20 protein-coding genes and 1 pseudogene are annotated in these 26,194 nt (G+C 58.5%); 15 read left to right on the top strand and 6 right to left on the bottom strand.

Annotated elements, in window-relative coordinates; translation table 11 throughout:
- Positions 1–17 precede the first annotated feature (17 nt).
- The 9 genes from ACLBW8_RS27305 to ACLBW8_RS27265 all read left to right on the top strand — a co-directional run bounded on the left by ACLBW8_RS27305 (position 18) and on the right by ACLBW8_RS27265 (position 17,179).
- Positions 18–896: a LysR family transcriptional regulator gene (locus ACLBW8_RS27305; protein WP_447806780.1), complete on the top strand. Its 879-nt coding sequence runs from the start codon at positions 18–20 to the stop codon at positions 894–896.
- A 74-nt stretch (positions 897–970) separates the two neighbouring features.
- Positions 971–2,155: a DUF2252 domain-containing protein gene (locus ACLBW8_RS27300; RefSeq protein WP_064452665.1), complete on the top strand. Its 1,185-nt coding sequence runs from the start codon at positions 971–973 to the stop codon at positions 2,153–2,155.
- Between the two features lie 365 nt (positions 2,156–2,520).
- The gene (locus tag ACLBW8_RS27295) at positions 2,521–4,233 is read left to right on the top strand and encodes a ShlB/FhaC/HecB family hemolysin secretion/activation protein (RefSeq protein WP_447806779.1); all 1,713 of its coding nucleotides are present in this window, start codon (positions 2,521–2,523) and stop codon (positions 4,231–4,233) included.
- A 30-nt stretch (positions 4,234–4,263) separates the two neighbouring features.
- Positions 4,264–14,634, top strand: coding sequence for a two-partner secretion domain-containing protein (locus tag ACLBW8_RS27290; protein ID WP_447806778.1), 10,371 nt, complete (start codon positions 4,264–4,266; stop codon positions 14,632–14,634).
- A complete protein-coding gene (locus ACLBW8_RS27285; RefSeq protein ID WP_221294922.1) occupies positions 14,634–15,032 on the top strand; it encodes a hypothetical protein in 399 nt (132 codons plus the stop codon). The genes ACLBW8_RS27290 and ACLBW8_RS27285 overlap by 1 nt, the downstream gene beginning before the upstream one ends.
- A gap of 119 nt (positions 15,033–15,151) precedes the next feature.
- The gene (locus ACLBW8_RS27280) at positions 15,152–15,655 is read left to right on the top strand and encodes a pentapeptide repeat-containing protein (protein WP_447806777.1); all 504 of its coding nucleotides are present in this window, start codon (positions 15,152–15,154) and stop codon (positions 15,653–15,655) included.
- A 362-nt stretch (positions 15,656–16,017) separates the two neighbouring features.
- Positions 16,018–16,410, top strand: a complete 393-nt coding sequence (locus ACLBW8_RS27275; RefSeq protein WP_447806800.1) for a DUF2846 domain-containing protein — start codon at positions 16,018–16,020, stop codon at positions 16,408–16,410.
- Positions 16,411–16,485: 75 nt separating this feature from the next.
- The gene (locus ACLBW8_RS27270; protein WP_447806776.1) at positions 16,486–16,710 is read left to right on the top strand and encodes a hypothetical protein; all 225 of its coding nucleotides are present in this window, start codon (positions 16,486–16,488) and stop codon (positions 16,708–16,710) included.
- 169 nt (positions 16,711–16,879) lie between these two features.
- Positions 16,880–17,179 carry a hypothetical protein gene (locus tag ACLBW8_RS27265; RefSeq protein ID WP_082895992.1) on the top strand — a complete coding sequence of 100 codons (300 nt, stop codon included), beginning with the start codon at positions 16,880–16,882 and terminating at the stop codon, positions 17,177–17,179.
- A 179-nt stretch (positions 17,180–17,358) separates the two neighbouring features.
- On the opposite strand, the pseudogene ACLBW8_RS27260 reads toward ACLBW8_RS27265, so the two are convergent.
- A pseudogene (locus ACLBW8_RS27260) lies at positions 17,359–17,523 on the bottom strand (IS4 family transposase); the annotation flags it as partial.
- Between the two features lie 189 nt (positions 17,524–17,712).
- Between ACLBW8_RS27260 and ACLBW8_RS27255 the strand changes: the two are divergent.
- Positions 17,713–18,255 carry an immunity 42 family protein gene (locus tag ACLBW8_RS27255; RefSeq protein ID WP_447806775.1) on the top strand — a complete coding sequence of 181 codons (543 nt, stop codon included), beginning with the start codon at positions 17,713–17,715 and terminating at the stop codon, positions 18,253–18,255.
- Positions 18,256–18,593: 338 nt separating this feature from the next.
- Here the strand turns inward: ACLBW8_RS27255 and ACLBW8_RS27250 are convergent, their stop codons facing one another.
- The 3 genes from ACLBW8_RS27250 to ACLBW8_RS27240 all read right to left on the bottom strand — a co-directional run bounded on the left by ACLBW8_RS27250 (position 18,594) and on the right by ACLBW8_RS27240 (position 20,624).
- On the bottom strand, positions 18,594–18,896 hold the full coding sequence (locus ACLBW8_RS27250; RefSeq protein ID WP_128592265.1) for a DUF6124 family protein: 303 nt from the start codon (positions 18,894–18,896) through the stop codon (positions 18,594–18,596).
- Between the two features lie 301 nt (positions 18,897–19,197).
- Entirely contained in the window at positions 19,198–20,085 is an 888-nt protein-coding gene (gene yghX, locus ACLBW8_RS27245; RefSeq protein ID WP_447806774.1) for a YghX family hydrolase, read from the bottom strand.
- A 44-nt stretch (positions 20,086–20,129) separates the two neighbouring features.
- Positions 20,130–20,624, bottom strand: coding sequence for a PaaI family thioesterase (locus ACLBW8_RS27240; protein WP_432751848.1), 495 nt, complete (start codon positions 20,622–20,624; stop codon positions 20,130–20,132).
- Positions 20,625–20,746: 122 nt separating this feature from the next.
- On the opposite strand from ACLBW8_RS27240, the gene ACLBW8_RS27235 reads away from it, so the two are divergent.
- Positions 20,747–21,313, top strand: a complete 567-nt coding sequence (locus ACLBW8_RS27235; RefSeq protein ID WP_128592259.1) for a YceI family protein — start codon at positions 20,747–20,749, stop codon at positions 21,311–21,313.
- A 5-nt stretch (positions 21,314–21,318) separates the two neighbouring features.
- Here ACLBW8_RS27235 and ACLBW8_RS27230 read toward each other — a convergent pair whose 3' ends face one another.
- Positions 21,319–22,209 (bottom strand): DMT family transporter, encoded by an 891-nt coding sequence (locus ACLBW8_RS27230; protein ID WP_262664910.1) that lies wholly within the window; start codon positions 22,207–22,209, stop codon positions 21,319–21,321.
- An 88-nt stretch (positions 22,210–22,297) separates the two neighbouring features.
- On the opposite strand from ACLBW8_RS27230, the gene ACLBW8_RS27225 reads away from it, so the two are divergent.
- On the top strand, positions 22,298–23,623 hold the full coding sequence (locus ACLBW8_RS27225) for an aminotransferase-like domain-containing protein (RefSeq protein ID WP_447806799.1): 1,326 nt from the start codon (positions 22,298–22,300) through the stop codon (positions 23,621–23,623).
- A 28-nt stretch (positions 23,624–23,651) separates the two neighbouring features.
- On the opposite strand, the gene ACLBW8_RS27220 is transcribed toward ACLBW8_RS27225, so the two are convergent.
- Positions 23,652–24,083: a nuclear transport factor 2 family protein gene (locus tag ACLBW8_RS27220; RefSeq protein WP_064452653.1), complete on the bottom strand. Its 432-nt coding sequence runs from the start codon at positions 24,081–24,083 to the stop codon at positions 23,652–23,654.
- A gap of 257 nt (positions 24,084–24,340) precedes the next feature.
- Here ACLBW8_RS27220 and ACLBW8_RS27215 point away from each other — a divergent pair, with 257 nt between their 5' ends.
- Genes ACLBW8_RS27215 through ACLBW8_RS27205 form a run of 3 tightly spaced genes read left to right on the top strand, consistent with a single transcriptional unit; the run spans position 24,341 to position 25,783 of the window.
- Positions 24,341–24,559 carry a DUF6434 domain-containing protein gene (locus ACLBW8_RS27215; RefSeq protein WP_064452652.1) on the top strand — a complete coding sequence of 73 codons (219 nt, stop codon included), beginning with the start codon at positions 24,341–24,343 and terminating at the stop codon, positions 24,557–24,559.
- Positions 24,556–25,026 (top strand): RidA family protein, encoded by a 471-nt coding sequence (locus ACLBW8_RS27210; RefSeq protein ID WP_128592254.1) that lies wholly within the window; start codon positions 24,556–24,558, stop codon positions 25,024–25,026. Before ACLBW8_RS27215 ends, ACLBW8_RS27210 begins: the two co-directional genes overlap by 4 nt.
- 19 nt (positions 25,027–25,045) lie before the next feature.
- Positions 25,046–25,783: a CPBP family intramembrane glutamic endopeptidase gene (locus ACLBW8_RS27205; RefSeq protein ID WP_447806773.1), complete on the top strand. Its 738-nt coding sequence runs from the start codon at positions 25,046–25,048 to the stop codon at positions 25,781–25,783.
- Positions 25,784–26,194 lie beyond the last annotated feature (411 nt).

Raw genomic sequence — 26,194 nt, 5'->3', positions numbered from 1 at the left:
AAAATTTGGGGTAAGCCATGCTGCGTTCCCACTTGCCGCTCAATGCCCTGCGTGCATTCGAGGCGTCGGCCCGTCACTTGAGCTTTACCCGGGCAGCCATTGAGCTGTGTGTGACCCAGGCGGCGGTGAGCCATCAGGTCAAAAGCCTGGAAGCCCAACTGAATGTCACCTTGTTCAAGCGCCTGCCACGCGGCTTGATGCTGACCAGTGAGGGCGAAACCCTGCTGCCGGTGTTGCGCGAGTCCTTCGACCGTATTGCACATACCTTAGGCCAGTTCGAGGGCGGGCATTACCGCGAAGTGCTCACCGTGGGCGCGGTCGGCACTTTTGCCGTCGGCTGGTTGTTGCCGCGCCTGCCGGAGTTCCAGAGCCGCTATCCGTTTATCGACCTGCGACTGTCTACGCACAACAACCGCGTCGACGTGGCCGCCGAAGGTCTGGATTACGCTATTCGTTTTGGCGCAGGCGCTTGGCACGGCACCGAAGCGTGCCAATTATTGGAAGCGCCGTTGACGGTGCTGTGCGTGCCTGCACTCGCCGAGCAATTACACACACCTGCCGATGTGCTCAAACATACCTTGCTGCGCTCCTACCGCGCCGATGAGTGGAACCTGTGGTTCCAGGCCGCCGGGCTGCCGGCCGACACCCTGGTACCGCGCAATATCGTGTTCGACTCCTCACTGGCAATGATGGAGGCAGCCTTGCAAGGCATCGGCGTGGCGCTGGCGCCAGCGATGATGTTCTCGCGGCAACTGGCGACGGATGTGATTCGCCAGCCGTTCGACGTGGGCATCACCACTGGCAGTTATTGGCTGACGCGCTTGCAGTCGCGGGCTGAAACCTCGGCAATGCACGCGTTTAAAAGTTGGCTGACCGAGTGTGCACAACAGCAATGAGATTTTTCCTTGAAACAAAATGAAACATTCTCGACGGGCTACCCTCTACTGTCTCCCTCGTCACGAGTTCACCCATGAAAACCCCGCGTCCCTCCGATCGCATGCCCCACCTCACGCAATTGCGCAACTTGAAGATGGCGCGTTCCGCCCACGCCTACGTGCGTGGCAGCACGGTGCAGTTCTATGAATGGCTGCACAGTCTCCCTGGCCGCCGTTTGCCCCACGGCCCGGCGATCTGGATTTGTGGTGATTGTCACGCGGGTAACTTGGGGCCTACCGGCGACAACAAGGGCCGCATTGACATGCATATACGTGACCTTGACCAGACCGTGATCGGCAACCCGGCCCACGACCTGGTGCGTCTGGCCTTATCCCTGGCCACCGCCGCGCGCGGCTCGGACCTGCCGGGGGTGACCACCGCGCGCATGCTCGAAGAAATGATGGTGGGCTACGAGCAAGCCTTCAAAGACGAACCCGACGAAGTGCCGCCACGCCCCTCCCAGGTCAAGGCCGGCATGCGCAGCGCGGTGGAGCGCACCTGGAAAAACCTGGCGCGTGAACGCATCGAAAATGCACGGCCGACGATTCCACTGGGCAAGCATTTCTGGTCGTTGTCGCGGGCAGAGAAGAGCGCCCTGCAAACGCTCTGCGCCTCCGATGAGCTTCATCAGTTGGTCACCTCACTCAAAGGCCGGCCCAAAGACGCCAAGGTTGAGCTGCTGGACTCGGCTTATTGGGTCAAGGGTTGCAGCTCCTTGGGCTTGTTGCGCTATGCGGCGCTGCTGGGCGTAGGCGACAAGGACGATCAGGAATATTGCCTGATCGACATCAAGGAAGCCGTCGGCGCTGCCGCACCCCGCGCAGCGCGGGCCAAGATGCCCCGCGACAATGGCCGGCGTGTGGTGGAAGGCGCCCGCCAGCTGTCACCGGGCCTGGGTGGGCGCATGATCGCGACGCGTTTTCTCGACCATGGTTTTTTCATCCGTGAATTGCTGCCCCAGGACATGAAGCTGGAGCTGGACGAACTCAGCGAGACCGACGCCATGCACGCCGCCGGATACCTGGCCCGCGTAGTCGGCATTGCCCACGCACGGCAGATGGACCGCGAGACGCGCAAGGACTGGATGGCAACATTGCAGGAAAACCGCTCTAAACAACTGGATGCGCCGTCGTGGTTATGGACCAGTGTGGTGCAGTTGGTCGGCAGCCATGAGCAGGGTTATCTCAACCATTGTCGGCGGTATGCGTTGGAGCACTAACGACGCTAAGGCGTCGCACTGGAACACATTAGGGTGTTCCAGTGGATGCCCTTCATCACTTGGAGTTGAGGTGCCGCAACAGCGGAATACGAGAGTAACTTTGTTACTGTTTGTGTTTTTTAAGACGTTTCGCGCAAATCCTAGGCGATCTCCTATTTAAATTTTTATTATTTTGTGAGTGTCAAGTGCTTGTCATTTGCCGTTCATCTGAAATAGTCATGGTTGTTTAAAGTGATAAATTAAAAAAGTGATTATAAATCAATGGCTTAATAAATATTCTAACGTAAATATCACGGTTGCCAGAATCTTGGCATGCTCCAGGTTCGATGATAGCTTGCCGCCATTGTTTTTCGACGGAACGAAATATGTACCTGCTCACGCCATGGACTCGGCCATTACTGTGCCTGACGTTATTGTGCCTTAGTGCCCCTGACAGCGCATTTGCCGCGACCAATCCTGGCGACCAGGACTTGATTCGCGACCGGCAAAACCGCCTGTTGGAAGAACAACAACGGCGTCTTGAAGAACTCAAGGACCTGCCTGGCAAAGAGGTAAACCCGGTGGCTCCCGCCGGCCCGGTGGACACCCGCTGTTTCCCCATCCAGCACATCGAACTCAAAGGTGCCGACAGCCTTTCTGGCGTTGAGCGCGAGCGCCTGCTCAAGTCCTATGTTGATCAGTGCCTGGGCGTTTCCCAGCTCAATCAACTACTCAAGCGCGTTACCGACTATTACATCGTCAAAGGCCTGGTCACCAGCCGCGCCTACTTGCCGCAGCAAGACCTGTCCAGTGGTCGTCTGCAAGTCTTGGTAGTGGAGGGCAAACTTGAAGGCGTAAAAGGCGCCGACAACAGCAAGCTGTCCGATCGCGAACTGGCCATGGCCTTTCCCGGCAACAACGGCGACTTGCTCAACCTGCGAGAAGTCGAGCAAGCCATCGATCAGCTTAATCGCTTGCCTTCCAACCAGGCACAAATGGAACTGACGCCGGGCAGTGCCGTTGGCGGCAGTACCGTGTTGGTCAAGAACAACCCGCAAAAACCTTGGCGTGCCAGCCTGTCGCGCAATAACGATGGGCAACGCAGCACCGGCGAGCAGCAGTGGGGCACCGGCTTTGAGTGGGATAGCCCGCTGGGCCTGGCTGATCAACTGGTGCTGCGCGGTGGCCACGACGCCATCAGCGATCACCAGAAAACCTCAAAAAACGCGATGCTCTACTACAACGTGCCGTGGGGTTGGTGGAACTTCAGTTACAGCTACAACCAGAGCGATTACCGCTCAGTGGCCCAAGGCGACGGCTTTGACTTCAAGCAAACCGGCGACAGCCAAAACCACCAGTTGCGCGCCGAGCGCGTGATCCACCGCGACGCCCTGAGCAAAACCTCGGTGAACGTTGGCCTGGCCCACCTGCGCACCAACAACTACATCAACGACAACCACCTCAAAGAGAGCAGCAATCGCCTCAGTGAGTTGCAGTTGGGCATCAACCATGGGCGCCGCATTGGCAGCGCCTTCGTCAACCTCGACGTCGGTATGCAGAACGGCACCGGCGCCTTCGACGCCCAGGGCAATCACAACCCGGGGCCTGGCGTGCCGGACGCGCGCTACCGCAAATACACCGCCACCGTCAGCTACCTGCAACCGTTCAAGCTGTGGGGCGAGTCGTTCAGTTTTATCAGCCTGGCCACCGGCCAACGCAGTGAAGACGTGTTGTTCAGCCCCCAGCGCATGAGCCTCGGTGGCGCCTCATCGGTACGCGGTTTCAAAGACCAGCAGCTCAATGGCGACAGCGGCGGCTATTGGCGCAATGACCTGCGCTGGAGCCGCCCGGTGACGCTCGACTGGCTGCGCCCGGTGTTCGGCGAATACGGCGCCAGTGTCGGCTATGACCAAGGTGTTATCCGTAACGCTCGCTACAACCGGGAAGTGCATGGCCGGGTGTCGAGCAATTCGTTTGAGCTGTTCGCCCGTGGCCAGCACGTTAGCACCAGCGTGACCTTTGCCCACTCGCTGGAACGACCGGCCGCGCTGCTTGACCGCGAAGCGCCGATCTACTTTCGCATGGATTTTTTCCTCTAATTCAACGCCCAGTTGCATCGAGAATTTGAAATGGATGTTCGCCAGTTTGCCTTCCTCGCTCGCCAGCCTTCTGCTGCCCTGAAACGCCGTGACTCGTTCATCGGCCTGCCCAAACGCGGGCTGGCGCTGATCCTGGCCAATGCATTGTTCTGGCAGCCGTTGTTGGCCAATGCCGAAGGCATCGTGGTCAGCGCCCCGGGCACCAGCCTGGGCGCGGCGGGCAATGGCGTGCCGATCGTAAACATCGCAGCACCCAATGGCAGTGGCTTGTCCCACAACCAGTTCAAGGACTACAACGTCGGCACCAATGGCGTAATCCTTAACAACGCCACCGACCGCACCCAATCGACCCAACTGGGCGGGATTATCCTCGGCAACCCGAACCTGCAAGGCCGCGCCGCCAACATCATCCTCAACGAAGTCAACGGCGGCAGCCCCAGCCAATTGCGCGGCTACACCGAAGTGGCGGGGCAGTCGGCCAAGGTTATCGTGGCCAACCCGTACGGCATCACCTGCAGCGGCTGCGGTTTCATCAACACCCCGAATGTGACCCTGACCACCGGCAAACCGGTGCTCGACAACGGCCGCCTGGACCGTTACCAGGTCGATGGTGGCGCCGTGACCATCGACGGCCAGGGCTTGAACGCCAGTAATGTCGACCGTTTCGAAATCATCACCCGTTCGGCCAAGATCAATGCCCAGATCAACGCGCGCAACTTGACCGTGGTCGCCGGGCGCAACGACGTTAACGCGCAGACCTTGAATGCGACGGCGCGTGCCGATGACGGCAGCGCCAAGCCGGAACTGGCGATCGACTCGTCGGCATTGGGCGGCATGTACGCCGGTGCGATCAAACTGGTGGGCACCGAAGCCGGCGTGGGCGTGAAACTCGACGGCACACTGGCGGCCAGCGGCGGCGATATCCAACTGGATGCCAATGGGCATTTGAGCCTGGCGCAGACCGCCGCCACCGGCAACATCAAGGTCACCGCACAGAGCGTCAACCTGACCGACAAGGTCTACGCCGGCAGCAGCGTGCAGGTCACCAGCGCCCAAGGCCTGGTCAACCAGAAAAGCCTCGCCGCCCGCGACAGCGTCACCCTGGCCAGCACTGGCCAGGTCACCAACACCGGGATTATCGAGGCTGGCGTCAACGCCGATGAAACGCGCAATGCCAACGGCGATGTCAGCGTGTCCGCGGGCAGCCTTAAAAATACCCAAAGTGTGGTTGCCAGCCGCACCCTGACGGTGACGGCTGCACACAACCTCGACAACCAGAACGCGACGTTGAGCGGCGCGAGCGCGGTGGTCAGCGCAGGCCAAGTGGATAACCGTGGCGGTCGCGTGCTGGGCACGGCATCCCTCAAGGTCAATGCCACGGGCCTGGATAACCGCGCCGGTGGTGTGTTGCACAGCGACAACAGCACCGACGTCACGGCGGCGACCCTGCAAAACCAGAACGGCCGCGTGATCGGCCTCAATTCCCTGACGCTCATTGCCGGGCAAGTGGGCAATGAAAACGGCTTGCTGGCCAGCCAACAACAGGCCCACGTAACCGCCGGCCTACTGAGCAACCAGGCAGGCGAAATCTCCGCCAACCAAACCACCGTTACCGCCACGACCCTGGATAACCGCGCCGGCAAACTGCTGGGCGCCAACCTCACTGTGCTCGCCAGCGGCGCCATCGACAACCGCCTGGGGATCTTCTCGGCCACCAGCCTGCTGACCGTGCAGGCGGCCAGCCTGGACAACAGCGGCCAAGGCACTGTCGCCAGTCAGGGCAACCTGACCGCGAACATTGCCGGGCTGTTTGATAACCACAATCAAGGCAACCTGATCAGCCAGGGCGCGCAACAGGTTAGCGTCGGCCAACTCAACAACGTTCAGGCCGGGCTGGTATCGAGTAAAAACACCTTGGTACTGCACGGCGATACGCTCGCCAACCAGGGCGGCCTGGTGATTGCCGACGGGGCGATGACCCTCACCGGCGGTAGCGTCGACAACAGCCAGCAGGGCGTGATCAGCAGCAAGGCCAACACCCGCATCGAACTGGCCAGCCTGAACAACAGCACTGGCGGCCGACTGAGCAGCGACGGCGGCCTGACCCTCAGCGCCAGTCAAATCGAAAACGGCGCCGGGCGTATCAGCGCCAAGGGCGACCTGCTGGCAACCGTCGGCGTGCTCAACCAACAAGCTGGCGAATTGGTCAGCGAAGGCGTGCTGAGTTTTACCGGCACCGCCCTGGATAACCGCAACGGCGGCCTCATCGCCGCCACCCGTGGCGTAGACCTGTATAGCCCGAGCATTCTCAACCAGCAGGGTGAAATCTCCAGCCAGGCCCGTGTGCGGCTGGGTGCCGATCAACTCACCAACAGTGGCGGCAAGGTCATTGGTGACGGCGGCCTGGTACTGACCGTGCAACGCCTGCTCAACCAGAACAAAGGCCTGTTGGCGGCACGCCAAAGCCTGCAATTGAACGGCGGGCAACTGGACAACAGCCTGGGCGGGCGGGTCATCAGCCAAACGGGCGTGAACATCAACCTGAGCGGCGATCTGCTTAACCATGGGCAGGGCGTGTTACTCAGTGACGGCGCGTTAACGCTCAATGCCAGCACGCTGAACAACAGCCAGGCCGGTGTGATCAGTGCCAAACAACAGCTTGACCTGCGCAGCGCGGGCCTTAACAACAGCCAGCGCGGCAGTATCAGCAGTGACGCCGGGATCCTGCTTAAAACCGGGCAACTGGACAACAGCCAGCAAGGCTCGATCTTCGCCAAGTCCACGCTGCAGGCAAACCTCGCCGGGCTGGACCAGCATGACCGCGGCGAACTGGTCAGCAATACCAGCATCGACCTGGACCTGAACCACGGGCAACTGATCAACCGTGACCACGGCCTGATTGCCACCCCTGGCCAATTACTGCTGCGCAACCTCGGCAGCGTCGACAACAGCCAGGGCGGCGAGCTTTCCAGCACGCAATCATTCCTGTTGGCGGCCGACACGCTGAATAACCGTGGCGGCAAAGTCATCAGTGGCGACAGCTTGCAGGTGCGCATCGCCCAGGCGCTGGATAACAGCGTCGAGGGCGTGGTGTCGGCCAAGAACCTCTTGCAGGTGGAGGCGGGCAGCCTTAACAACCAGGCCGGTGGCGCGATTGCCAGCCGTGGCGCTTTGGACCTCAAGGTCGCTGGCGCCCTGGACAACCGTAACCAGGGCCTGATCAGCGCTGCGACCACGTTGGATGCAACGGCGGGCGCATTGAACAACAGCGACAAAGGCCGGCTCTCGGCCGGTACCCGCCAAACCCTCAGCACCGGCGCGCTGGATAACAGCCAGGGCGGGCAACTGGTCAGTGATGGCAACCTCACGCTGACGGCGGCCGATGTGAGCAACCGCAACGGCGTGATTGGCAGCCAACAGGCCTTGAGCCTGAACGTCGCTAACCTCGACAACACCGCAGGCCTGATCAACAGCCAGGGCGACCTCAGCCTGGCGGGGCAGCGTGTGGACTCAAGCCTTGGCGGTGAAGTCTCGGCCAAGGGCAACCTGCAACTTGTCGTGCAAAAGCTGATCCAGCGCCAGGGCCACCTGATCGGCGAACGCGCCGTGGCCATCGACCTGCAAGGCGGCGACCTCGACAACAGCGCCGGCCTGATCAGCGCCAAAGGGCCGCTGAGCTTTGCGCGCCTGGCTAACCTCACCAACCGCGAACAAGGCGAAATCTCCAGCAATATCGGGTTCAGCGTGGCGGCCCAGCGTATCGACAACAGTGATCGCGGGGTCATCCTTAGCACCGATCAACTGCGTGTCGAGGCGAACACCCTGATCAACGCCAACAAGGGCCTGATCTCCGGCTGGAACGGTTTGACCGTGGCCGGCGGCAGCCTCGACAACAGCGCCGAAGGCACGCTGTCGAGCAAAAACGGCAGCTTGCAAGCCAACCTCAGCGGCGCTCTCGATAACCACGCGGCGGGCGCTCTGGTGAGCCAGGGCCTGCAAACCCTCAGCGCGGCGAGCCTCAACAACGCCCAAGGCATCATCTCCAGTCAGGGCGATGTGGGCCTCAGCATTGCCGGGCGCCTGGATAACAGCAACAACGGCTTGATTTCCTCCAGCCAATTGCTGGGCTTCAATCACGCCCAAAGCCAGATCCTCAACCGTGGCGGCCAGATCAGCGCGGCCAACATCAACCTGATCGGCCAGAGCCTGGACAACAGCGCCGGCCAACTGATCAGCCAGGGCAGCCTGCAAGGTACCCTCAGCGGTGCGCTGATCAACGCCAACACCGCGCGCCTGGCCAGTGGCGGCGCGTTGCTGCTGAACGCCGCCAGCCTCGACAACCGTGGCGGCCAACTGGTCAGCCAAAACCGGCTCGACCTGACCCTCGCCAGCGGCGATTTGAACAACAGTGGCAAAGGCACCCTCGCCAGCCAGCAAGACCTGCTGATCAAACTGCTGACCGGTGACCTCAACAACCAGCAAGACGGCCTGATCTACAGCCAGAAGGGCAAGCTGGAACTTGCCGCACGCACCCTCAATAACCAGCAGGGCACCTTACAAAGCCAGACCGACAACCTGCTGCGTCTGAGCGGCGCCCTCAACAACCAGGGCGGTCGAGTCGACAGCCTCAGCGGCAACCTGGACCTGAACGCGGCCAACGTGGCCAACACCAGCGGCGGCATCCTCAACAGCGGCAAAGGCTGGATCAAACTGGTCAGCGGCCTGTTCGACAACGGCGGCGGCATCACCCAGGCGCAATCGCTGGATATCGACGCCAAGGGCGGTGTGCTCAACCAACTGGGGCACCTGTCCGCCCTGGGCGGTGAAAACCGCATTGTCACCAGCAGCCTGAACAACCAGGGCGGCGGCGTGTATGCCAACACCTTGCTCAAGGTCACCGCCGCAGACTTCGATAACCAGGGCACGGCGGCCAACAATGGCGGCAAGGTCGGCGCCCGCAGCATCGACTTCGGCCTCACCGGCACCTTGAGCAACCGCTTCGGCCTGATCGAAAGCGACGACACCCTGCGCCTTGCCGCGCAAACCCTCAACAACGCTGGTGGCAACCTGCGCGCCATGGGCCGCGCGGGCAACACCGATATCAACGTGTCAGGGCTGTTGGATAACCGCTCCGGCGCGCTGGAAAGTGCCAACGAAAATCTCAACCTGCAAGCCGGCAACCTCGACAACAACGGTGGCCGTATCGTGCACACCGGCAGCGGCAAATTCGACCTGACGTCTGATCAAGTCACCCGTGCCGGCGGCAGCTTTGTCACCAACGGCCAGTTGGACATCAAGGCAGCGAGCTGGACCAACAGCAGCGTGATCCAGGCCGGGCGCTTGAACCTCGACATCGGCCAATTCACCCAGACCGCCAGCGGCCAATTGTTGGGCGCACAAAGCCTGACCGGCACGGGCGACACCTGGACCAACGACGGCCTGCTGGCGAGTGACGGCAGCCTCAACCTCACGCTCAGCGGCGGCTACAGCGGCAACGGCCGGGTCAGCAGCCTCGGCGCCATGACCCTCACCAGCGCCAGCATGGACCTGGGCGAAAACGCCCGCATTGCCGGCGGCGCGGTCACCCAGGTCAACAGCAGCACCCTGACCAACCGCGGGCGCCTGACCGCCCTCGGCGACCTCACGGTAAACGCCACCACCCTGAACAACTACGGCACCTTGGGCGGCGCGGAAAAAGTCCGCCTCAACGCCACCCACCTGCTCAACCACAGGGGCCTGCTGTTCAGCGGCAACGACATGACCTTGCGCGCTAACGATGTGCGCAACAGCTACGGCGACTTCTACAGCCTCGGCGGCCTGGACATAGCCCGCGACGATGCGGGCGCGCGCAGCAGCCTGATCGAAAACCTCTCCGGCAGCCTGGAAAGTGCCGGCAACATGCGCCTGCTGGCCGACACCTTGAGCAACCGCCGCGACCAGTTCAGCACGGAAAAGAAACTGGTCTCGGGCAACCTCAATATCTATTCCAACGACTTCTGCAAGGGCAAAGGCTGCGAGCTGTACTTCACCTCCGTAGAGAAATACGAAGACGTGCTGGTCGGCAGCTCGGCCTCGGCGTTCATCAACGCCGGTGGTGATCTGACCGTCGGCAGCCAGACCTTCGATAACCTCTACAGCTCGGTGTCTGCCGCCAAGAACATCCTGATCAACACCGACGTGCTGACCAACCGTGGCGCGGCCGGCGGCGAAGAAGTGCACCTGAATTCGGGCTTTTATACCCGTGACCGCAGCTTCTACAACACCTTCATGGAGCGCCAGAACCAGTTCAACGTCTATAACAACCCCAACTCCGGCGACTACCGCCCAGGTGAAATGACCCTGGCCAAGATCATGGCCGGCATCGGTAACTTTTACGAAACCAGCACCTACGTGGTGCCGACCGCCGGCAGCGTTATTGCCCAAGCGGTGATTCAGGCGGCTGGATCGGTGACGGTCAACGCCACGCAGAAAATCGACAACAGCGTGATTCGCCCCAACGCCACCGACATCAAGGCCCCGGCGCAAAACCACAACACCAACTCCGACGTGTTCGCCTCCACGGTGAAACCGGCGATTACCGCGCAACTGCCGCCAGACCTGGCCCAGCGCCAAGTCAACCCGGCCACCTTGCCCGGCTTCAGCCTGCCCACCGGCCAGAACGGTTTGTTCCGCTTGAGCGGCCAACAAGCCAAGGCGGACAGCGCCGCCAGCGCCTCCACGGGCAATGGCGACTTCAGCGTCGGCGGCCGCCAGATTGCCGACAAAGACCGCGAAAAACCGCTGGACTACAGCGCCGTGCAAGAGCGTGGATTCAGCGTCGATGGCCAGCCACTCAGCGGCGCAGTCACTGGCCAGGGCCCGCTGAACCTGGACATCCGCGCACCGACGGTTACCCGCGTGCAAGGGCTGCCGCAAATCGCCGCGGTCGACAACAGCCACAAATACCTCATCGAAACCAACCCGGCGCTCACCGACCTCAAGCAGTTCATGAGCTCCGATTATCTGCTGGGCAAACTGGGCTACAACCCTGATACCGCCTGGAAACGCCTGGGCGATGGTCTCTATGAGCAACGCCTGATCCGCGAAGCCGTGGTGGCCCGCACCGGCCAGCGCTACATCGACGGCATCGCCAGTGACGACGCGCTGTTCCGTTACCTGATGGACAACGCCATCAGCTACAAGGACTCGCTCAAGCTGCAACTCGGCGTGTCGCTTACCGCCGAACAAGTCGCGGCGCTGACCCACGACATCGTGTGGATGGAAGAAGCCGAGGTCAACGGCCAAAAAGTCCTGACCCCGGTGCTCTACCTGGCCCAGGCCAACAACCGCCTGGCGCCCAACGGCGCACTGATTCAGGGCCAGGACGTGAGCCTGATCACCGGCGGCGACCTGCACAACAGCGGCACCCTGCGCGCCACCAACAACCTCAGCATGGTCGCCGGCAACATCGACAACAGCGGCCTGATGCAAGCCGGCAACCGCCTGGAAATGCTCGCCACCGACTCGATCCGCAACACCCGTGGCGGCATCATCAACGCCCGCGACATCAGCGCCACCGCCGTGACCGGCGACATCCTCAACGAGCGCACCGTCACCACCTTCAAACAGGAAGGCGAGGGCTACCAACTGCGCAACGACGTGGCCAGCGACGCCTCGCGCTTCGAAGCCACCGACACCCTCAAGCTCAACGCCGGGCGCGATGTGCTCAACATCGGCAGCGACCTCAAGGCCGGTGGCAACGCCAGCGTGACCGCCGGGCGCGACGTGGTGATCGCCAGCCAGACCGAACAGGACGACTACGCCTACCAACGCCGCCGCGTCAAAGGCACCGAGCAAACCACCCTGCAACACGGCTCGAACGTGGACGTGGGCGGCAACCTCGCCATCGACGCCCGCCGCGACATCGCCGTGGTCGCCAGCACCGTCAGCGCCGCCAAAGACCTCAGCGTCAAAGCCGGCGAAAACCTCACCCTGGCCGCCGCCGCCAACGAACAACACGACTACTCAAAAGGCAAAAAAGGCGGCACCAAAACCACCACCCAACTCGACACCGTCACCCAGCAAAGCGCCGAACTCAAAGCCGGCGGCGACCTCATCGCCATCGCCGGCACCGACCTGACCCTGGTCGCCAGCAAAATCAGCGCCGGCAACGAAGCCTACGTACACGCCGACAACGAACTGAGCCTGCTGGCCGCGCAAGACAGCAACTATTCGCTGTACGACATGAGCAAAAAGGGCGGTTGGGGCAGCAAGAAAACCCAGCGTGATGAAGTCACCCAGGTGACGAATGTGGGGAGTGAGATCAAGACCGGTGGCGACCTGACGTTGCAGAGCGGCGGGGACCAGAAGTATCAAGCGGCGAAGCTCGACAGTGGCGGGGATATTGCGATTGTCAGTGGTGGGGCGGTGACGTTTGAGGCGGTGAAGGATTTGCACGACGAGAGCCACACCAAGAGCAAGGGTGATCTCGCCTGGACTAGCTCCAAGGGCAAGGGCAACACCGACGAGACTCTACGCCAGACGCAGATAGTTGCAGAAGGCAACGTCGTGATTAAAGCCGTCGATGGCTTGAAGATTGATATCAAGCAGATCGATCAGAATACGGTTAGCCAGACGATTGATGCGATGGTTAAAGCCGACCCGCAGTTGGCTTGGCTGAAAGAGGCCGAGAAGCGCGGAGATGTGGATTGGCGCCAGGTTAAAGAGCTGCATGACAGTTTCAAATATAGCAATTCAGGCTTAGGCGCCGGCGCGCAAATCATCATTGCAATCATCGTGACGTACTTCACGATGGGTGCCGCCAGCGGTGCAATTGCTGCTGCAGGGACTGGGACGTCGATGGCAGGGGCGACGGCTGCTGCCACCGCTACCTCTGCTGCGGGCTGGGCCAATGCTGCGGGGAGCGTCGTTCTCGGCGGCATGGCGAGTAACGGTGCAATCAGCACCATCAATAACCGTGGCAACCTGGGCGCTGTCTTGAAGGATGTAACTTCGAGCGATGCGATGAGGGGCTATGTGGTATCCGGTGTCACTGCTGGCTTGACTGCTGGTGTTTATGACAAGTGGACCAGCACTCAGACCGGTACTTCCACCGCACTACCCAACACTGGCGCTGTTGCCACCGTAAGTCCGTTGAGCACTTGGCAAGGCGTGGGGCAGTTCACGGCCAACCAAGTACTGCAAAACGGAACATCCGTCTTGGTGGATCGCGCGCTCGGAGGGGAAGCCCGTCTTGGGGAGGCGTTGCAAAATAGCTTGGCCAATGCATTTGCGGCTTATGGATTTAACCTGGTCGGGGATGTTTCCAAGGGCCGGTTTGCAGAGGGTGGCATTACCAAGATTGGGTTGCATGCGTTGATGGGCGGGTTGGCAGCAGAGGCTTCTGGAGGCGACTTCCGCACAGGAGCGCTGGCAGCTGGCGTAACTGAAGCATTGGTAGATAGCCTCGCCAAGAACTACGCCGCCATGCCCGATGACCAGAAGAAAGGTTTGCTGGTCATGAACTCGCAGTTGATTGGTGTGCTTGCGGCTTCGGTACTAGATGGTGCTGATGCGAAAAGTCTGCAAACGGGGGCATGGGTGGCGGGTACTGCGACACAGTACAACTACCTGTTTCACCACGAAGTAGAGGAGATGATTGAGGAGGTTGATAGCAAGAAAACTGAGGATGAGAAAAATGAGATTCGTGCCCGTTACGCGCAACTTGACGAGGATAGAAACGTAGAGTTGCGATCGGTTTGCAAAGCTGCTCCCACCGCATGTGACGCAGCATCAAGTCGACTAATCGCTGATGAGCCCAAGCTGCGTGAATTGGCCAAATCGCTCTATGCACAAGGTCATACGAATGAAGCCACTACGATCGCGGCAATTATCATCAGCAACAACACGACTGCGACTTTAACGATCGCAACGGAGTTGGCTGCACTGCGAGATGGAGACCAGTCTTCATTTTGGGATGCCGCTGCTGGTACATTACTAGGTGCGACACTTGGAGGGATGAGGCCGAATGGAGGTCCGAAAGGCAATCCAGGCATAAGTCGTAGCGCGGAGATAGCTGAGCTGTTTAGTCCTACCAATACCAGAAGTGGAATCCAAATTGGTGATCGCTCTCTCATTGAGGTTCCGAACACGGGCAATGCTAAAATATTCTCTGGTGCAACAGACGTAGAGGTTAAGCGATATTTTTCAGAGCTAACAAGGTCTACTTCTTTACCTTCTCCCCGCACTATTCCAGGGAAAGGTGATATTTATGTTGTAAGTACTCCGGAAGGGAACTTCACCTTGAGAAACTTCTCGTCTTCATCCGGTCAGACTGGGCCTGCGTGGACCATAGATGTTCCCAAAGCAGCTACAGGTACCACGTACAATCCGGAAATAAAATTTTTGATTGGGAAGCCATGATGACTGTAAAGTTTTTTGATGAAATAGTGCGTGATTCGTTTGGTCTATGGGTATCGGCTCTTTTTAGCTCAATTGGCTCATGGAACCCTGAATTTACATTTGAACAGAGAAAAGATGCGTTTTTTTACATGGTCGAGTGTCTCCTGGTTAACGGTAAGATTAAATTCATTAAGCCAGGTGCTGATTGCTATATTTCCCCAAGTAATCCACTTCCCAAGCTCTCTATTTATGATGAAGCAGCCCATTGGGATCTAAGTGTGAAAGAGATTATTTCTTATCTAAGAGAAGGCTGGCCTAAAGGCGCAGAATCTGAAAATGATGTAGAATTAACAGTTTATTTTTATGAGATTCCTGGAGTGATTTGGATAGATAAAAACGGGTGTTTTTTTGCATCGTAAAGGAAGAGAAATGAAAAAATGGGGTCAGACCACTATTCTTCTGACGGAGCACTAAACGTGGTCTAACCGCTGCTTTTTTCTGTTTTTTTGAAATTTTCACCTTTGGACTGGGATGACAGATGATTACAGTAAAGTTTGAGGGAGGTGACTGCCTAGAGCTTTCTATTGAAACCTTTGTTGGTGCGCATCTTAAAGGTATTAGTTTTCATCGTGCGATATTTGAGGGCTTAGATTTTAGTAAGGCCGACTTTACAGGTTGTGATTTGAGGAATTCTGTATTTTATTTTTCTGTATTGAATGATGCGAGAATGATAAATGTTTCATTGGTTAATGCGATATTGATCGGATCCAAAATGAGAGGGGTTGATCTTTCTGGATCTTTACTTATGTATTCTGATTTCTCTAAGGTTGACTTTAGCTTGGCAAGCTTAAGAGGTGCCACCGTAGTTGGGGGGGACTTTCGAGACGTTGAGTTTTCAGGTGCGGACGTCACTGTTGTCGGGCTGGATCAGTGTAATCTGGAGGGGGCTTCGTACGATGATCAAACTATATGGCCGGAGAATTTCAATCCCGAAGAACATGGTTTAATAAATAAAAGGCGAAATGGGGACGGATTTATTTAAGCAACAAAGGACCTCGGAAAATTAAATAAAGAAGCGGGTTGCTTTTGTACTCTCTTGTCAGGTCGCCAAACCTGATCGCCATATGGGCGACGGGCCGGAATAAAAGCCCCGCGCCCAACCCCCCGCAAGGCATCAAAGTGCTGACCCACGCACAACGCTTCACGTCTTCATCCCCATGGCCGACACCCTGGCGATGATTAAACGCATCAAAGAACCCGCGCCGGCCAATCGCCGGCGCTCTCAACCCGCTCTACCGTCACACCACAAGGAAGAAGTACATGATCAAGCTGTTCTGCAAAGCTGCTGTTGTATTGTCCCTGGCCACGCTGTTTGGCTGCTCCTCGACGCCGTCGGTGGAGAAGATGCAGGCTGACGTGGCGAACTACTCGTTGCCCAAGGCCGCGGTCGCCGATAAAGGCCTGGTGTATGTCGTACGCCCAAGCAACGTGGGGATGATGGTGCGGTTCAACGTGTTCCTGGATGACAAGGAAGCCGACTCGGAGATGGGTTACAACCGTGGTAACCAGTACATTTATTTCTTCGTGACGCCGGGTAAGCACGTGATCAGTTCTAAAGCTGAAAACTGGGCTGACATGCCGATCAACGTCAAGGCCGGTGAGGTGGTTTACCTCAAGCAGGAAGTCGAAATGGGCTTCGCCGTGGCGCGCAACAGCCTCAAAGTGCTGAGCGATGTGGAAGGCCGTTATCTGGTCAAGGACGCGTCGTTGGGTACCGTGGCAAAAGAAAGCAAGTGAGTTAAAAAGCGCTTGAGGCGGCCGGGCGCTGAGCTCGGCCGTTGTTGCTGTTTACATAAGCCGGAGTGACACTGTATGGACGCAATTGCCCCCGCTAAACGGCCGACCATTCTAGACAGCATTGGCCGTCGCTTGCTGGCCCGAATCATCGAATCTGGCATCGCGGTGCTGATCTTTTTCATCGTCAAGTTCAGCGCCGAGGTGCTTTCGGCGTTCGTCCCCGCCGTGACGGCCAAGGGTGGGTTCCTTGCGGCGTTTTTGAGAAATAAATCTCTCCCCTTTTTTGCCTCGTACTTTTGAAGTGTGACAAAGAGAGCTGGAAAAGGGCGGTAGAGTTGTTTGATTTTCTCAGAACTTTTTTAAAGTAATTAATATAAAGGTGTCTGGGTGGTAAGTGTGATGTTCACTTGCGTAAATGATGCGAAGAAAAAATGGCCTTCAAATAAGTAATCTACGTGAGGTTGTGAAATTGAAAAAATTAATATTGGTCGGCCTCGTTGCTTTGCATTTGACAGGTTGCACGTGGACGGATGCCAGTAAAATTGCACCGGGTGAGTATATGATTACCAGCAGTGGTAGTATTTTCAATTCAAGGGCGGGGCTATTGGAAAATATTAATCAAGAGGCTAAAAAGGCCTGTGGTGGTGCGGATTACCATTTAGAAGGAGACAAAGACGCCAATATGCTCGTTAGCACCGTATCTCATTTGGGGCCTACTCCAACTACAATGCTTGGGCTCAAAGCAGTGTGTGAGGGACGTAGTGAGTAGTTGGAGTGCAAAAGGATAAGCAGATGTTTTTCTGACGCCTGCCTGTCAGGAAGTCGGGGTTAGACCCTGAGGGATCCCCACAAATTTACTCCAAGCTCTGCGCTTGATGATGCAAAAAATGCGGTCAGACCACTATTCTACTGGCGGAGCACTAAACGTGGTCTGACCCTTATTTTTCATTTTGGATACGCCTGACCTGGCATAAAACGTCCCAGCGCTGTCAGCGTCAGGCGACGGCCTTGCAGTAACGAACTGACACAACTCATCAGCGTTGTCAGGCGGCGAGAATGGATTGAAGGCAGTGCTTGAGCGAGCGCTCTGTGTAAAAATCGGATGGCCTGCATGGGTTCGGGTTCTTGTTTTTGTGTGGTGCAAACCAAGTTGCCGACTCATGCAGGCCTCTTCAATATTCCAACTTCTTGATTTTTGGTAAGAAGAATCGGGGATCCCTCAGGGTCTGACCCTTATTTTTCCCTTATTTTTCAAACGTGGTCTGACCTTTATTTTTATGGGTTATAAGAGGAGATGAGAAAATGATATTTGGAGATCCGCATAATTTTGCGATTTTGGTACAGTACTTACCTGAGTGGGGTGATAGCTTATCCAAAAATGGAGTATTTCATTTTTGTGTTGATGGTTATTTTTTTCCGGAAGAAATAAATTCTTCAACACTCTGGGTAGATATCTGCTCTCTGCTTGATAGCGCGAATCCCTTATGTTTTTTTCAGGAAGATAAAGATATTTTTGAGAAAGATGCTAGGTCTGCTTTCGTTCACATGCTTGGAATGGTTTCCCCAGAGTTAATAGGGGGGGAAGAGGCGGAAGAGTTTGAGCAAAATTATAGGTTTCAGGCATCAACGGAAAATATTAATGACTCTGGTTACATTTGTTTTGCTGTTTCAGACAATAACTTGGTTAGGGTTGTCGGTGCAAGACACAGTAAGTTAAAGCAAGATGGAAAGGGTGGGTGTCATTGGGAGCGAATAGTGAATTTTGATGTAAAAGAAGCGTATGTTGAAAAAAATAAAATGAAAGATCTGCTTGCTAGCGTTAAAAATTACTATGCGTCTATATAGGTTTGACAAGAAATTTGACAAGCGGAAAAAGAAAGCCCGGTTAGGCCGCGATTTAGTTGCTCTGGAAGGTTTTAGTTTATTTAATTGTATTCTGATCCCTATTTTTCTTTTCCGGTTTTTCTATTTTTAGTTCAACTGGTGGTCAGCCATGAGCAGGGCTATCTGAACCATTGTCGGCGGTATGCGTTGGAGCATTGATTCCGACAACAGTGAGTGTCCAATGTGGGAGCTGGTTTGCCTGCGATGCAAACACCTCGGTTTTTCTGCCAGACCCAAGTGATGCCATCGCAGGCAAGCCAGCTCCCACCTTTGTTTTGTGCCGTGTCAGGGGCGCTGGCTTATGCCCTGGGCTGCAGGCAATCCAGTGCGCGGTCGGCAAGTGTGCGGGCCATGTCGATCAGGTGCTCGGTTGCACCCGCCATGTGGCGTTGATCGCCGCTCAGGCCTTGGGTGGTGTCGGCAGCGGTGGCCGCAGCACAGCGCAGCAGGTTGCAGATTTGGGCGAGGGCGTCTTCGAAGCTTAGGTCTTGATGCACGGTAAACGATTGCGGTGAAGCGGGTTGCAGATAGTGACTCAGGGCGCGATCAAAGATCTTGCGGTCGGGGGTGAAGCGAGTTGAATCCGAATGGCTTTTGCTCATACATAAGCTCCTGATAAGGGGGCCTACTTGTTCTCAGGTTTCCACTCCTGTTCGCTGATAGGCAGCGACAGAGCGAAGGCTAGCCAGTGGCGTGAGCAGGCGCAAGGCCAAAGGATTGTCTAGGAAACTTCCTGCAAATTAAAGCGATATGGATTGCTGGCCTTTGACCATGCATGGCGAGCGGGCAGCACCGATCAAATGTGGGAGCTGGCTTGCCTGCGATAACGCCAGGCCGGCCAGCACATTTGTCACTGGAAGACCGCCATCGCAGGCAAGCCAGCTCCCACCTTTCAGATTGTGATCAGGCCAGGTATTTGTGGAACCAGCCGAGGGTTCTATCCCACGCCAGATTCGCCGCCGCCTCGTCATACCGTGGCGTCGAATCATTATGAAAGCCATGATTGGCGCCTTTGTAGATATACGCCTCATAGGTCGTGCCTGCGGCCTTCAACGCTTTCTCATACGCCGGCCAACCCTCGTTGATCCGCGTATCCAGCTCGCCGTAATGCAGCATGATCGGTGCTTTTATGCGTGGCACGTCCTTGGCCTCAGGTTGGCGCCCATAGAACGACACCGCCGCACCCAGTTCCGGATAGGCCACCGCCGCCGCATTGGTCACGCCGCCGCCATAACAGAAGCCGGTGATCCCGACTTTGCCGGTGCTGCTGTCGTGGTGCATCAGCCATTCGATGGCGGCGAAGAAGTCGTTCATGAGTTTTTCGGGGTCGACTTTCTGTTGCAGCTCTACGCCTTTTTCATCGTTGCCGGGGTAGCCGCCCACTGAGGTGAGGCCGTCGGGTGCCAGGGCGATGAAGCCGGCTTTGGCCAGGCGGCGGGCGACGTCTTCGATGTAGGGGTTCAAGCCTCGGTTTTCGTGGACGACCACCACGGCGGGCAGTTTGCCGCTGGCTTTGGCCGGGCGCACGAGGTAGCCGCGCACGGTGCCGTTGCCTTTGGGCGAGGGGTAGGTGATGTAGTCGGCGATGATGTCCGGGTCGGTGAATTTGACTTGTTCGGCCAGCGCGTAGTTGGGGCTCAGGGCCGCCAGCAGCGCGGAGGCGGTGAGGCCACCGAAGGTGAACAACGCGGCGCGGTCGAGAAATTCGCGGCGGTTGAGCTTGCCGTGGGCGTAGCCGTCATAGAGTTCCAGCAGTTCGGGGGCAAAGTCTTTCGCGGTGAGACGAGTCATCGGAGCAGTCCTCGATTAGCAGTGGCATTCAATGTAGACCAGGATCAGCCTTCGCGGCCATGGGCGGCGGCAGCCAATTGGCCGGTATCGACGCGCACAAAGACCGAGTCGCCGATGGCCGTGAGCACGTCACCGGCGTACACCTCACAGACCACGCGGCTTTTGCGCCCCACGTCACCCTCGACCCGTGCGCGCAGGCTCAGCGTTACGCCCATCGGCGTCGGCTTGATAAATTTGATCCCCAGGTTGCCGGTCACGCAGTCGATGCGCGGCAGGCTGCCGGGCGCGCGTTGCTCGGCGCGGTAGTGGTAGGCCATGGCGGTCCAGTTGGAATGGCAGTCCACCAGCATGGCGATCAGGCCGCCGTAGACCAGGTCGGGCCAGCCGCTGTATTTGGCGTCCGGCTGATGCTCGGCAATCACATGGACGCCATCGATGTCCCAACGGCTTTTGATGTGCAGGCCGTGCGGGTTGCTGCCGCCGCAGCCGTAGCAGATGCCTTCCGGCGCGGTGGTGTCCTGCAGAGAAGGGGTGTGCATGCAAAGTCCTTATTGTTCTGGGGCGACTACTCTGTTTAACAGGACAAACGCCTGATGGGAATACATCCACGGCGTGGCGTGTAAGCTCAGCACGCGTGTTCTTTTCTCCTGCGGAGTTTTCCATGAAGCGTCGAACGCACCCGGTCGTAATGCTGGCTCTGGTTGTGGGTTGGTTTTCCAATGCCCAGGCCGTGGAGTACAAAGACGTCAACCGCACGGCCAGCCAGATCAGCTTTACCTTCCAGCAATTCGGGCAGCGGGTGTACGGCACCTTCAGCGACTTCGAGGGCAGCCTGACCTTCGATACGCAAAAGCCCGAGGCGGCGCACGCATTGCTGAAGATCCAGCTCGCCAGTATCGATGCCGGCAGCCAGGACGCCAACACCCAGTTGCAGCAACCGGCGTGGTTTGACACCGCAACCTATCCGGTGGGCGTGTATGAATCCAACGGTGCCCGCGCGCTGGGGGACAACCGCTACAGGATCACCGGCAACCTGACGATCAAGGGCATTACACGGCCGGTCAATATTGAGGTCGTGCTCAAGGAGCAAAGCGGTATCGGCGTGTTCGACGGTGAGTTCATCCTCAACCGTGACGACTTCAAAATTGGTGAGGGCGAGTGGGCTGGTAATAGCGTGGTGTCCAACGGCATCAACATCAAATTCAAGATGGTCGCGCCACAACGCTAGGGCCGTTAACGGGCGAACCGTTTCGCGCCGGCCACGCAGCCGATCACTGCGACCGTCACCAGCACCATGCCCAGGCTGACCGGCTCATGCAGCAGGCCCGCCGCCAATGCCAGCCCGAAGAACGGTTGCAGCAACTGCAACTGGCCGACGGCGGCAATGCCGCCTTGGGCCAGGCCGCGATACCAGAACACAAAGCCGATCAGCATGCTGAACAGTGCCACATAACCCAGGCTCAGCCAGGCCGGCAGGCTGATGCCGGCCAGGGTCGAAGGCGCCAGGATCAGGCTCAAGGGCGCCACCACCGGCAGCGACACCACCAACGCCCAGCAGATCACCTGCCAGCCACCCAGGCTGCGCGACAGCTTGGCGCCTTCGGCATAACCCAGGCCACAGGCCAACACCGCCAACAGCATCAGCACGTCACCGGCGGGGGCGGCGCTCAAGCCTTGGGCCACGGCGTAGCCCATCACCAGCAGGCTGCCCAGGCTCGAAAATAACCAGAACACCGGGCGCGGACGCTCGCCGCCGCGCAGCACGCCAAACACTGCGGTGGCGAGGGGCAGTAAGCCGATAAACACAATGGAATGTGCGGAAGTGACGTACTGCAAGGCCAGGGCGGTGAGCAAGGGAAAGCCGATCACGACGCCGAGGGCCACGATCACCAGGGGCAGCCATTGATTGCGCGCGGGGCGCTTCGCCTGGAACAGCCGCAGCAGGCATAACCCCAGCACGGCGGCGAGGGTGGCGCGGATCATGGTCAGGAACACCGGGTCGAATTCCATCACCGCCAAGCGTGTGGCCGGCAATGAACCGCTGAAAATCACGACGCCGATAAAACCGTTGATCCACCCTTGGGTGCTGCTGTCGAGGGGGTTGAGCGCTGAGGTACGTTCCATGGGCTGTGCTCGAAAGGAGGGGTTGCGTGACGGGCATCCTAGGGTCGAATATCAGCACAATCAAAAAATTGTAATGGATACACCGTCTATGCCGCGCGCCCGCTACAAGTCGCTGGTCGACACCTTTGCCGAGGACATCCGCAGCGGGGTTTTGCCGCCCGGCACGCGCCTGCCCACCCACCGGCAACTGGCCGCCGACCACCGCCTGGCACTGGTGACCGCGAGCCGGGTGTACGCCGAACTTGAGGCCATGGGCCTGGTCAGCGGTGAAACCGGCCGTGGCACGTTTGTGCGCGAGATCGCGTTGCCGCCTGGGCAGGGCAGTGGGCAGATGACCGTCGCGACGGGGATGCTCGACCTTAACTTCAACTACCCGTCGCTGCCGGGGCAGGCGGAGCTGTTGCGCACGGCTTTGCGCCAACTGGCGTTATCGGGCGACCTGGAAGCGTTGCTGCGTTACCAGCCCCATCCCGGCCGTTTGCATGAGCGCGCGGCCATGGCTCGCCACCTGTTGAGCCGAGGGCTGGCGGTGGAGGCCGAGCAGGTGCTGGTGGTCAGCGGGGCCCAGCACGGTTTGGCGGTGGCGATGATGGCGTTGCTCAAGCCAGGGGATGTGATCGCCGTCGACGCGTTGACGTATTCGGGGTTCAAGGTGCTGGCGGAAACCTTGCACTTGGAAATCGTCGCAATCGCGGTCACTGCCCACGGCCCGGACCTGGCGGCTTTGCAACGCCTGTGTCGCCAGCGGCCGGTGCGCGCCGTGTACAGCATGCCGACCCTGCATAACCCGTTGGGCTGGGTGATGAGCCTGGAGCAACGAACACAACTGGTGGCCATCGCCCGCCAGCACCACCTGATGGTGATCGAGGATGCGGCCTACGCGTACCTGGCCGAGGACGCACCGCCGCCACTGGCGGCCCTGGCGCCTGAACGCACGGTGTACGTCGGCGGGCTGTCCAAGAGTGTCGCCACCGGCTTGCGCGTCGGTTTTGTTGCGGCGCCTGTGGCATGGGTAAAGGCGATTGAACGCACCATCATGGCCACCACCTGGAACGTGCCCGGGGTGATGAGCGCAATTGCCGTCGCCTGGATCGAGGACGGCACCGTCGCACGCCTGGAAGCGCAAAAGCGCCAGGATGCCCAGGCGCGACAAGCCTTGGCCGCGCAGGTGTTGGCCGGGGTGCATTACATCAGCCACCCCTCGTCGTATTTTTTGTGGTTGCCGCTGCAAGAAGAGGCGCGGGCCGATCAGGTCGCCATGACCCTGCAACGCGAGGGCATTTCGGTGTCCACCGCCGAGCCGTTTGCCGTCTCGGCGTGTGTGCCGCATGCGCTGCGCCTGGCACTGGGCTCGGTGGACATGACGGCGCTGCGCACGGCGCTGGTGCGCGTGCGCAGGGTGGTGCAGTGGTGAGCCGAGCTTGGGCGGCTCAACGCCGTCATCAGTATTTGTACGCCTGACGCCCGATCAGCAGCCACTTGCCTTTTTGCTTCTGCCAGACCTGAAAGTTGTCGATGTCGGTCGGCACGTCGACGCCGCTGTTCACGGCCAGCGCGTGAAAGTGGTTGCGCACCAGGGCGGTGTCGCCTTGCAGGGTGATGGTCTGGTTCTGCATTTCGAGGGTCTTGAAGGCGCTGGTGTGGGTTTCCAGATCGGCGATGAATTGCGCCTTGTCCTGCACTTTGCCACTGGAATGGCCGTAGGTGAGTTTGTCGGACGTCAGCGCGTGGAGCTGCTTGAGGTCCAGGTGCAGCATGGCTTGGGTCAGTTGGTCGACCGCTTGAGCCACATCCTTTTCAGCGGCGGCAGGCGCCGCTGCGACATAACCGGAAAACAGGCACAGAAAACCGATCAGCACTTTGACGTTTGGCATGGGTGTTTCCTTATTGTTGTGGGGGGCGCAACGACCACTTTAGTCGTCGTACAACCATGCAATATTTTCGTCTGGGAAGGAAAGTGAAATTTTTAAAAGTCTTAAAAAGTTAAGGCCTAAAGGCTTCATGGAAATAAGACTATCTTATACGACGTCCCAACACATCAAATAAGCGCCAAGGCTTGCGCTTGCCACTTCCTGCACCAGTAGCACATCGCTATGCTACTGCCGAAACAACAACTCGCCCGAGGTGCAAAATGGATTTTGACTGGCACAGCGGCGTCATGACCCGCGCCACCCCGGTGACGCCACACTATAAAAATACCCAGAAAGTTCGCCGATTCATGCTTGAACACTGCGGCTCGGCGTTCAAGTTCGACCGGCCGTTGATGGCCTGGATTCGCAACGACATCCCCAAGACGCTGGGCGATGTGGTGGATGAATGGCAACGTCGCCAGGAGGATTCACGCGTATGACACCGGATCAGAAATACCAGGCCGCGCAAGAGCGCATCGGCTATCTATTGGAAGCATTCAAAATCGGCGGCAACTACACGCCGCTGGTGCGCGACGGTAACCACCTGTACATCAGTGGCCAGATTCCCCGTGTCGGCGACACCATCGTGCTGCCGGGCAAAGTCGGTGAAAGCCTGACCCTGGCCCAGGCGCAAATCGCTGCGAGTATCAGCGCATTGCGTTGCCTGGGGTTGCTCAAGCAGGCCTTGGGTTCGCTGGATCAGGTCAAGGCAATCCCGCGCATTGCGGTGTACGTGCGTAGCGCTGAAGATTTCGACCAGCAGAGCGAAGTGGCCAATGCGGCCTCCGACCTACTGCATGAAATCCTCGGTGCCGCCGGGGCGCATACACGGACATCGGTTGGTGTGATGCAGTTGCCAAAATCAGCGGCGGTTGAAATCGAAATGCTGGCCATTGCTCACGCTTAACCTGCGGGAATAACCGTTGATGATTACCTCAGGCATGGTGGTGCTGGTCAACTACGCACGCTACCTGGCACCCGGCGTGCTGCTGTTTGGCTTGTGGTTCGCGCTTACGCCCAAAGCGTTGGCCGCGGTACGCATCCTTATCTTGCTGATGGCATTTGTGTTGCTGCGTGATGCGATGACGCCGTTGGGCATCTGGTCGTTGAGCGGCGATGTGCAGATTGCATTCAGCGGCAATGCCTTTGTGTTGGCGGCGCTGGGTGGTTTTTCGCTGCTGTTGATAGTGCTGCTTGCACGGATAGCACCGGAGCTGTGGCAGTGGGTGCGCTGGTCCATCGGCAACCCGACGGTTGGCCTGGCTGTCGCGCTGGCCGTGGGCTGCTTGATCGGCGTGCCGTTGCGGGTTTACCAAGGCATCGAGGCGTCCGCGATCCACGGCTACTGGGTGTGGCTGCCGGGCATGGTGGTATTGGCGTATGGCGCCAATGCGTTGGAGGAGGTGCTGTTTCGCGGCTTTTTACAGGGCTATCTGGAGCAGCAGGTCACACCGTTGCGGGCGGCGTTGATCAGCGGCGTGGCCTTTGCAGCCTGTCATGCTTTCCTGGCCTTAAGCGTCACCCAATTGGGCTGGCCGGTGTTGCTGTTTACCCTGATCGAAGGCCTGGCGTGCGCGCTGGTGCGCATGCGTTATGGCGTGTTGCCGGCGACGATCGCCCATGGCACCGCCATCCTGCTGATTGCCGTGCCCTACATGGCCTGATCTGAAACACAGCTCCCACCTGGCTCGACTTGAAATACAGTCAAAATGTGGGGGCGGGCTTGCTCGCGAAGACGGTGTCAGTCACCAGATGCATTACCTGACACTCCGCTTTCGCGAGCAAGCCCGCTCCCCCAGGTTGATCGCGTTTAGGCCGTTGTGGCGCTGCATGCCCTGATCTAAAACACAGCTCCCACCGAGCTCGACTTGAAATACAGTCAAAATGTGGGAGCGGGCTTGCTCGCGAAGACGGTGTGTCAGTCACCTGATGCATCGCCTGACACTTCGCTTTCGCGAGCAAGCCCGCTCCCACAGGTTGATCGCGTTCAGGCCGTTGTGGCGCTGCATGCCCTGATCTAAAACACAGCTCCCACCGAGCTCGACTTGAAATACAGTCAAAATGTGGGAGCGGGC

Source organism: Pseudomonas sp. M5A4_2d (assembly GCF_053345295.1).
The sequence above is the reverse complement of the archived record's forward strand: the minus strand, read 5'-3'. Positions and strand labels throughout refer to the sequence as shown.

Excerpts from the sequence above, each read along its gene's own strand:
- ACLBW8_RS27235 (WP_128592259.1), top strand. The coding sequence starts at position 20,747 with ATGAAGCGTCGAACGCACCCGGTCGTAATGCTGGCTCTGGTTGTGGGT.
- ACLBW8_RS27280 (WP_447806777.1), top strand. The coding sequence starts at position 15,152 with ATGATTACAGTAAAGTTTGAGGGAGGTGACTGCCTAGAGCTTTCTATT.
- ACLBW8_RS27240 (WP_432751848.1), bottom strand. The coding sequence starts at position 20,624 with ATGCACACCCCTTCTCTGCAGGACACCACCGCGCCGGAAGGCATCTGC.
- ACLBW8_RS27215 (WP_064452652.1), top strand. The coding sequence starts at position 24,341 with ATGGATTTTGACTGGCACAGCGGCGTCATGACCCGCGCCACCCCGGTG.
- yghX (WP_447806774.1), bottom strand. The coding sequence starts at position 20,085 with ATGACTCGTCTCACCGCGAAAGACTTTGCCCCCGAACTGCTGGAACTC.
- ACLBW8_RS27220 (WP_064452653.1), bottom strand. The coding sequence starts at position 24,083 with ATGCCAAACGTCAAAGTGCTGATCGGTTTTCTGTGCCTGTTTTCCGGT.
- ACLBW8_RS27225 (WP_447806799.1), top strand. The coding sequence starts at position 22,298 with ATGCCGCGCGCCCGCTACAAGTCGCTGGTCGACACCTTTGCCGAGGAC.
- ACLBW8_RS27230 (WP_262664910.1), bottom strand. The coding sequence starts at position 22,209 with ATGGAACGTACCTCAGCGCTCAACCCCCTCGACAGCAGCACCCAAGGG.
- ACLBW8_RS27205 (WP_447806773.1), top strand. The coding sequence starts at position 25,046 with ATGATTACCTCAGGCATGGTGGTGCTGGTCAACTACGCACGCTACCTG.
- ACLBW8_RS27210 (WP_128592254.1), top strand. The coding sequence starts at position 24,556 with ATGACACCGGATCAGAAATACCAGGCCGCGCAAGAGCGCATCGGCTAT.
- ACLBW8_RS27290 (WP_447806778.1), top strand. The coding sequence starts at position 4,264 with ATGGATGTTCGCCAGTTTGCCTTCCTCGCTCGCCAGCCTTCTGCTGCC.
- ACLBW8_RS27285 (WP_221294922.1), top strand. The coding sequence starts at position 14,634 with ATGACTGTAAAGTTTTTTGATGAAATAGTGCGTGATTCGTTTGGTCTA.
- ACLBW8_RS27275 (WP_447806800.1), top strand. The coding sequence starts at position 16,018 with ATGCAGGCTGACGTGGCGAACTACTCGTTGCCCAAGGCCGCGGTCGCC.
- ACLBW8_RS27300 (WP_064452665.1), top strand. The coding sequence starts at position 971 with ATGAAAACCCCGCGTCCCTCCGATCGCATGCCCCACCTCACGCAATTG.
- ACLBW8_RS27255 (WP_447806775.1), top strand. The coding sequence starts at position 17,713 with ATGATATTTGGAGATCCGCATAATTTTGCGATTTTGGTACAGTACTTA.
- ACLBW8_RS27305 (WP_447806780.1), top strand. The coding sequence starts at position 18 with ATGCTGCGTTCCCACTTGCCGCTCAATGCCCTGCGTGCATTCGAGGCG.
- ACLBW8_RS27250 (WP_128592265.1), bottom strand. The coding sequence starts at position 18,896 with ATGAGCAAAAGCCATTCGGATTCAACTCGCTTCACCCCCGACCGCAAG.
- ACLBW8_RS27295 (WP_447806779.1), top strand. The coding sequence starts at position 2,521 with ATGTACCTGCTCACGCCATGGACTCGGCCATTACTGTGCCTGACGTTA.
- ACLBW8_RS27270 (WP_447806776.1), top strand. The coding sequence starts at position 16,486 with ATGGACGCAATTGCCCCCGCTAAACGGCCGACCATTCTAGACAGCATT.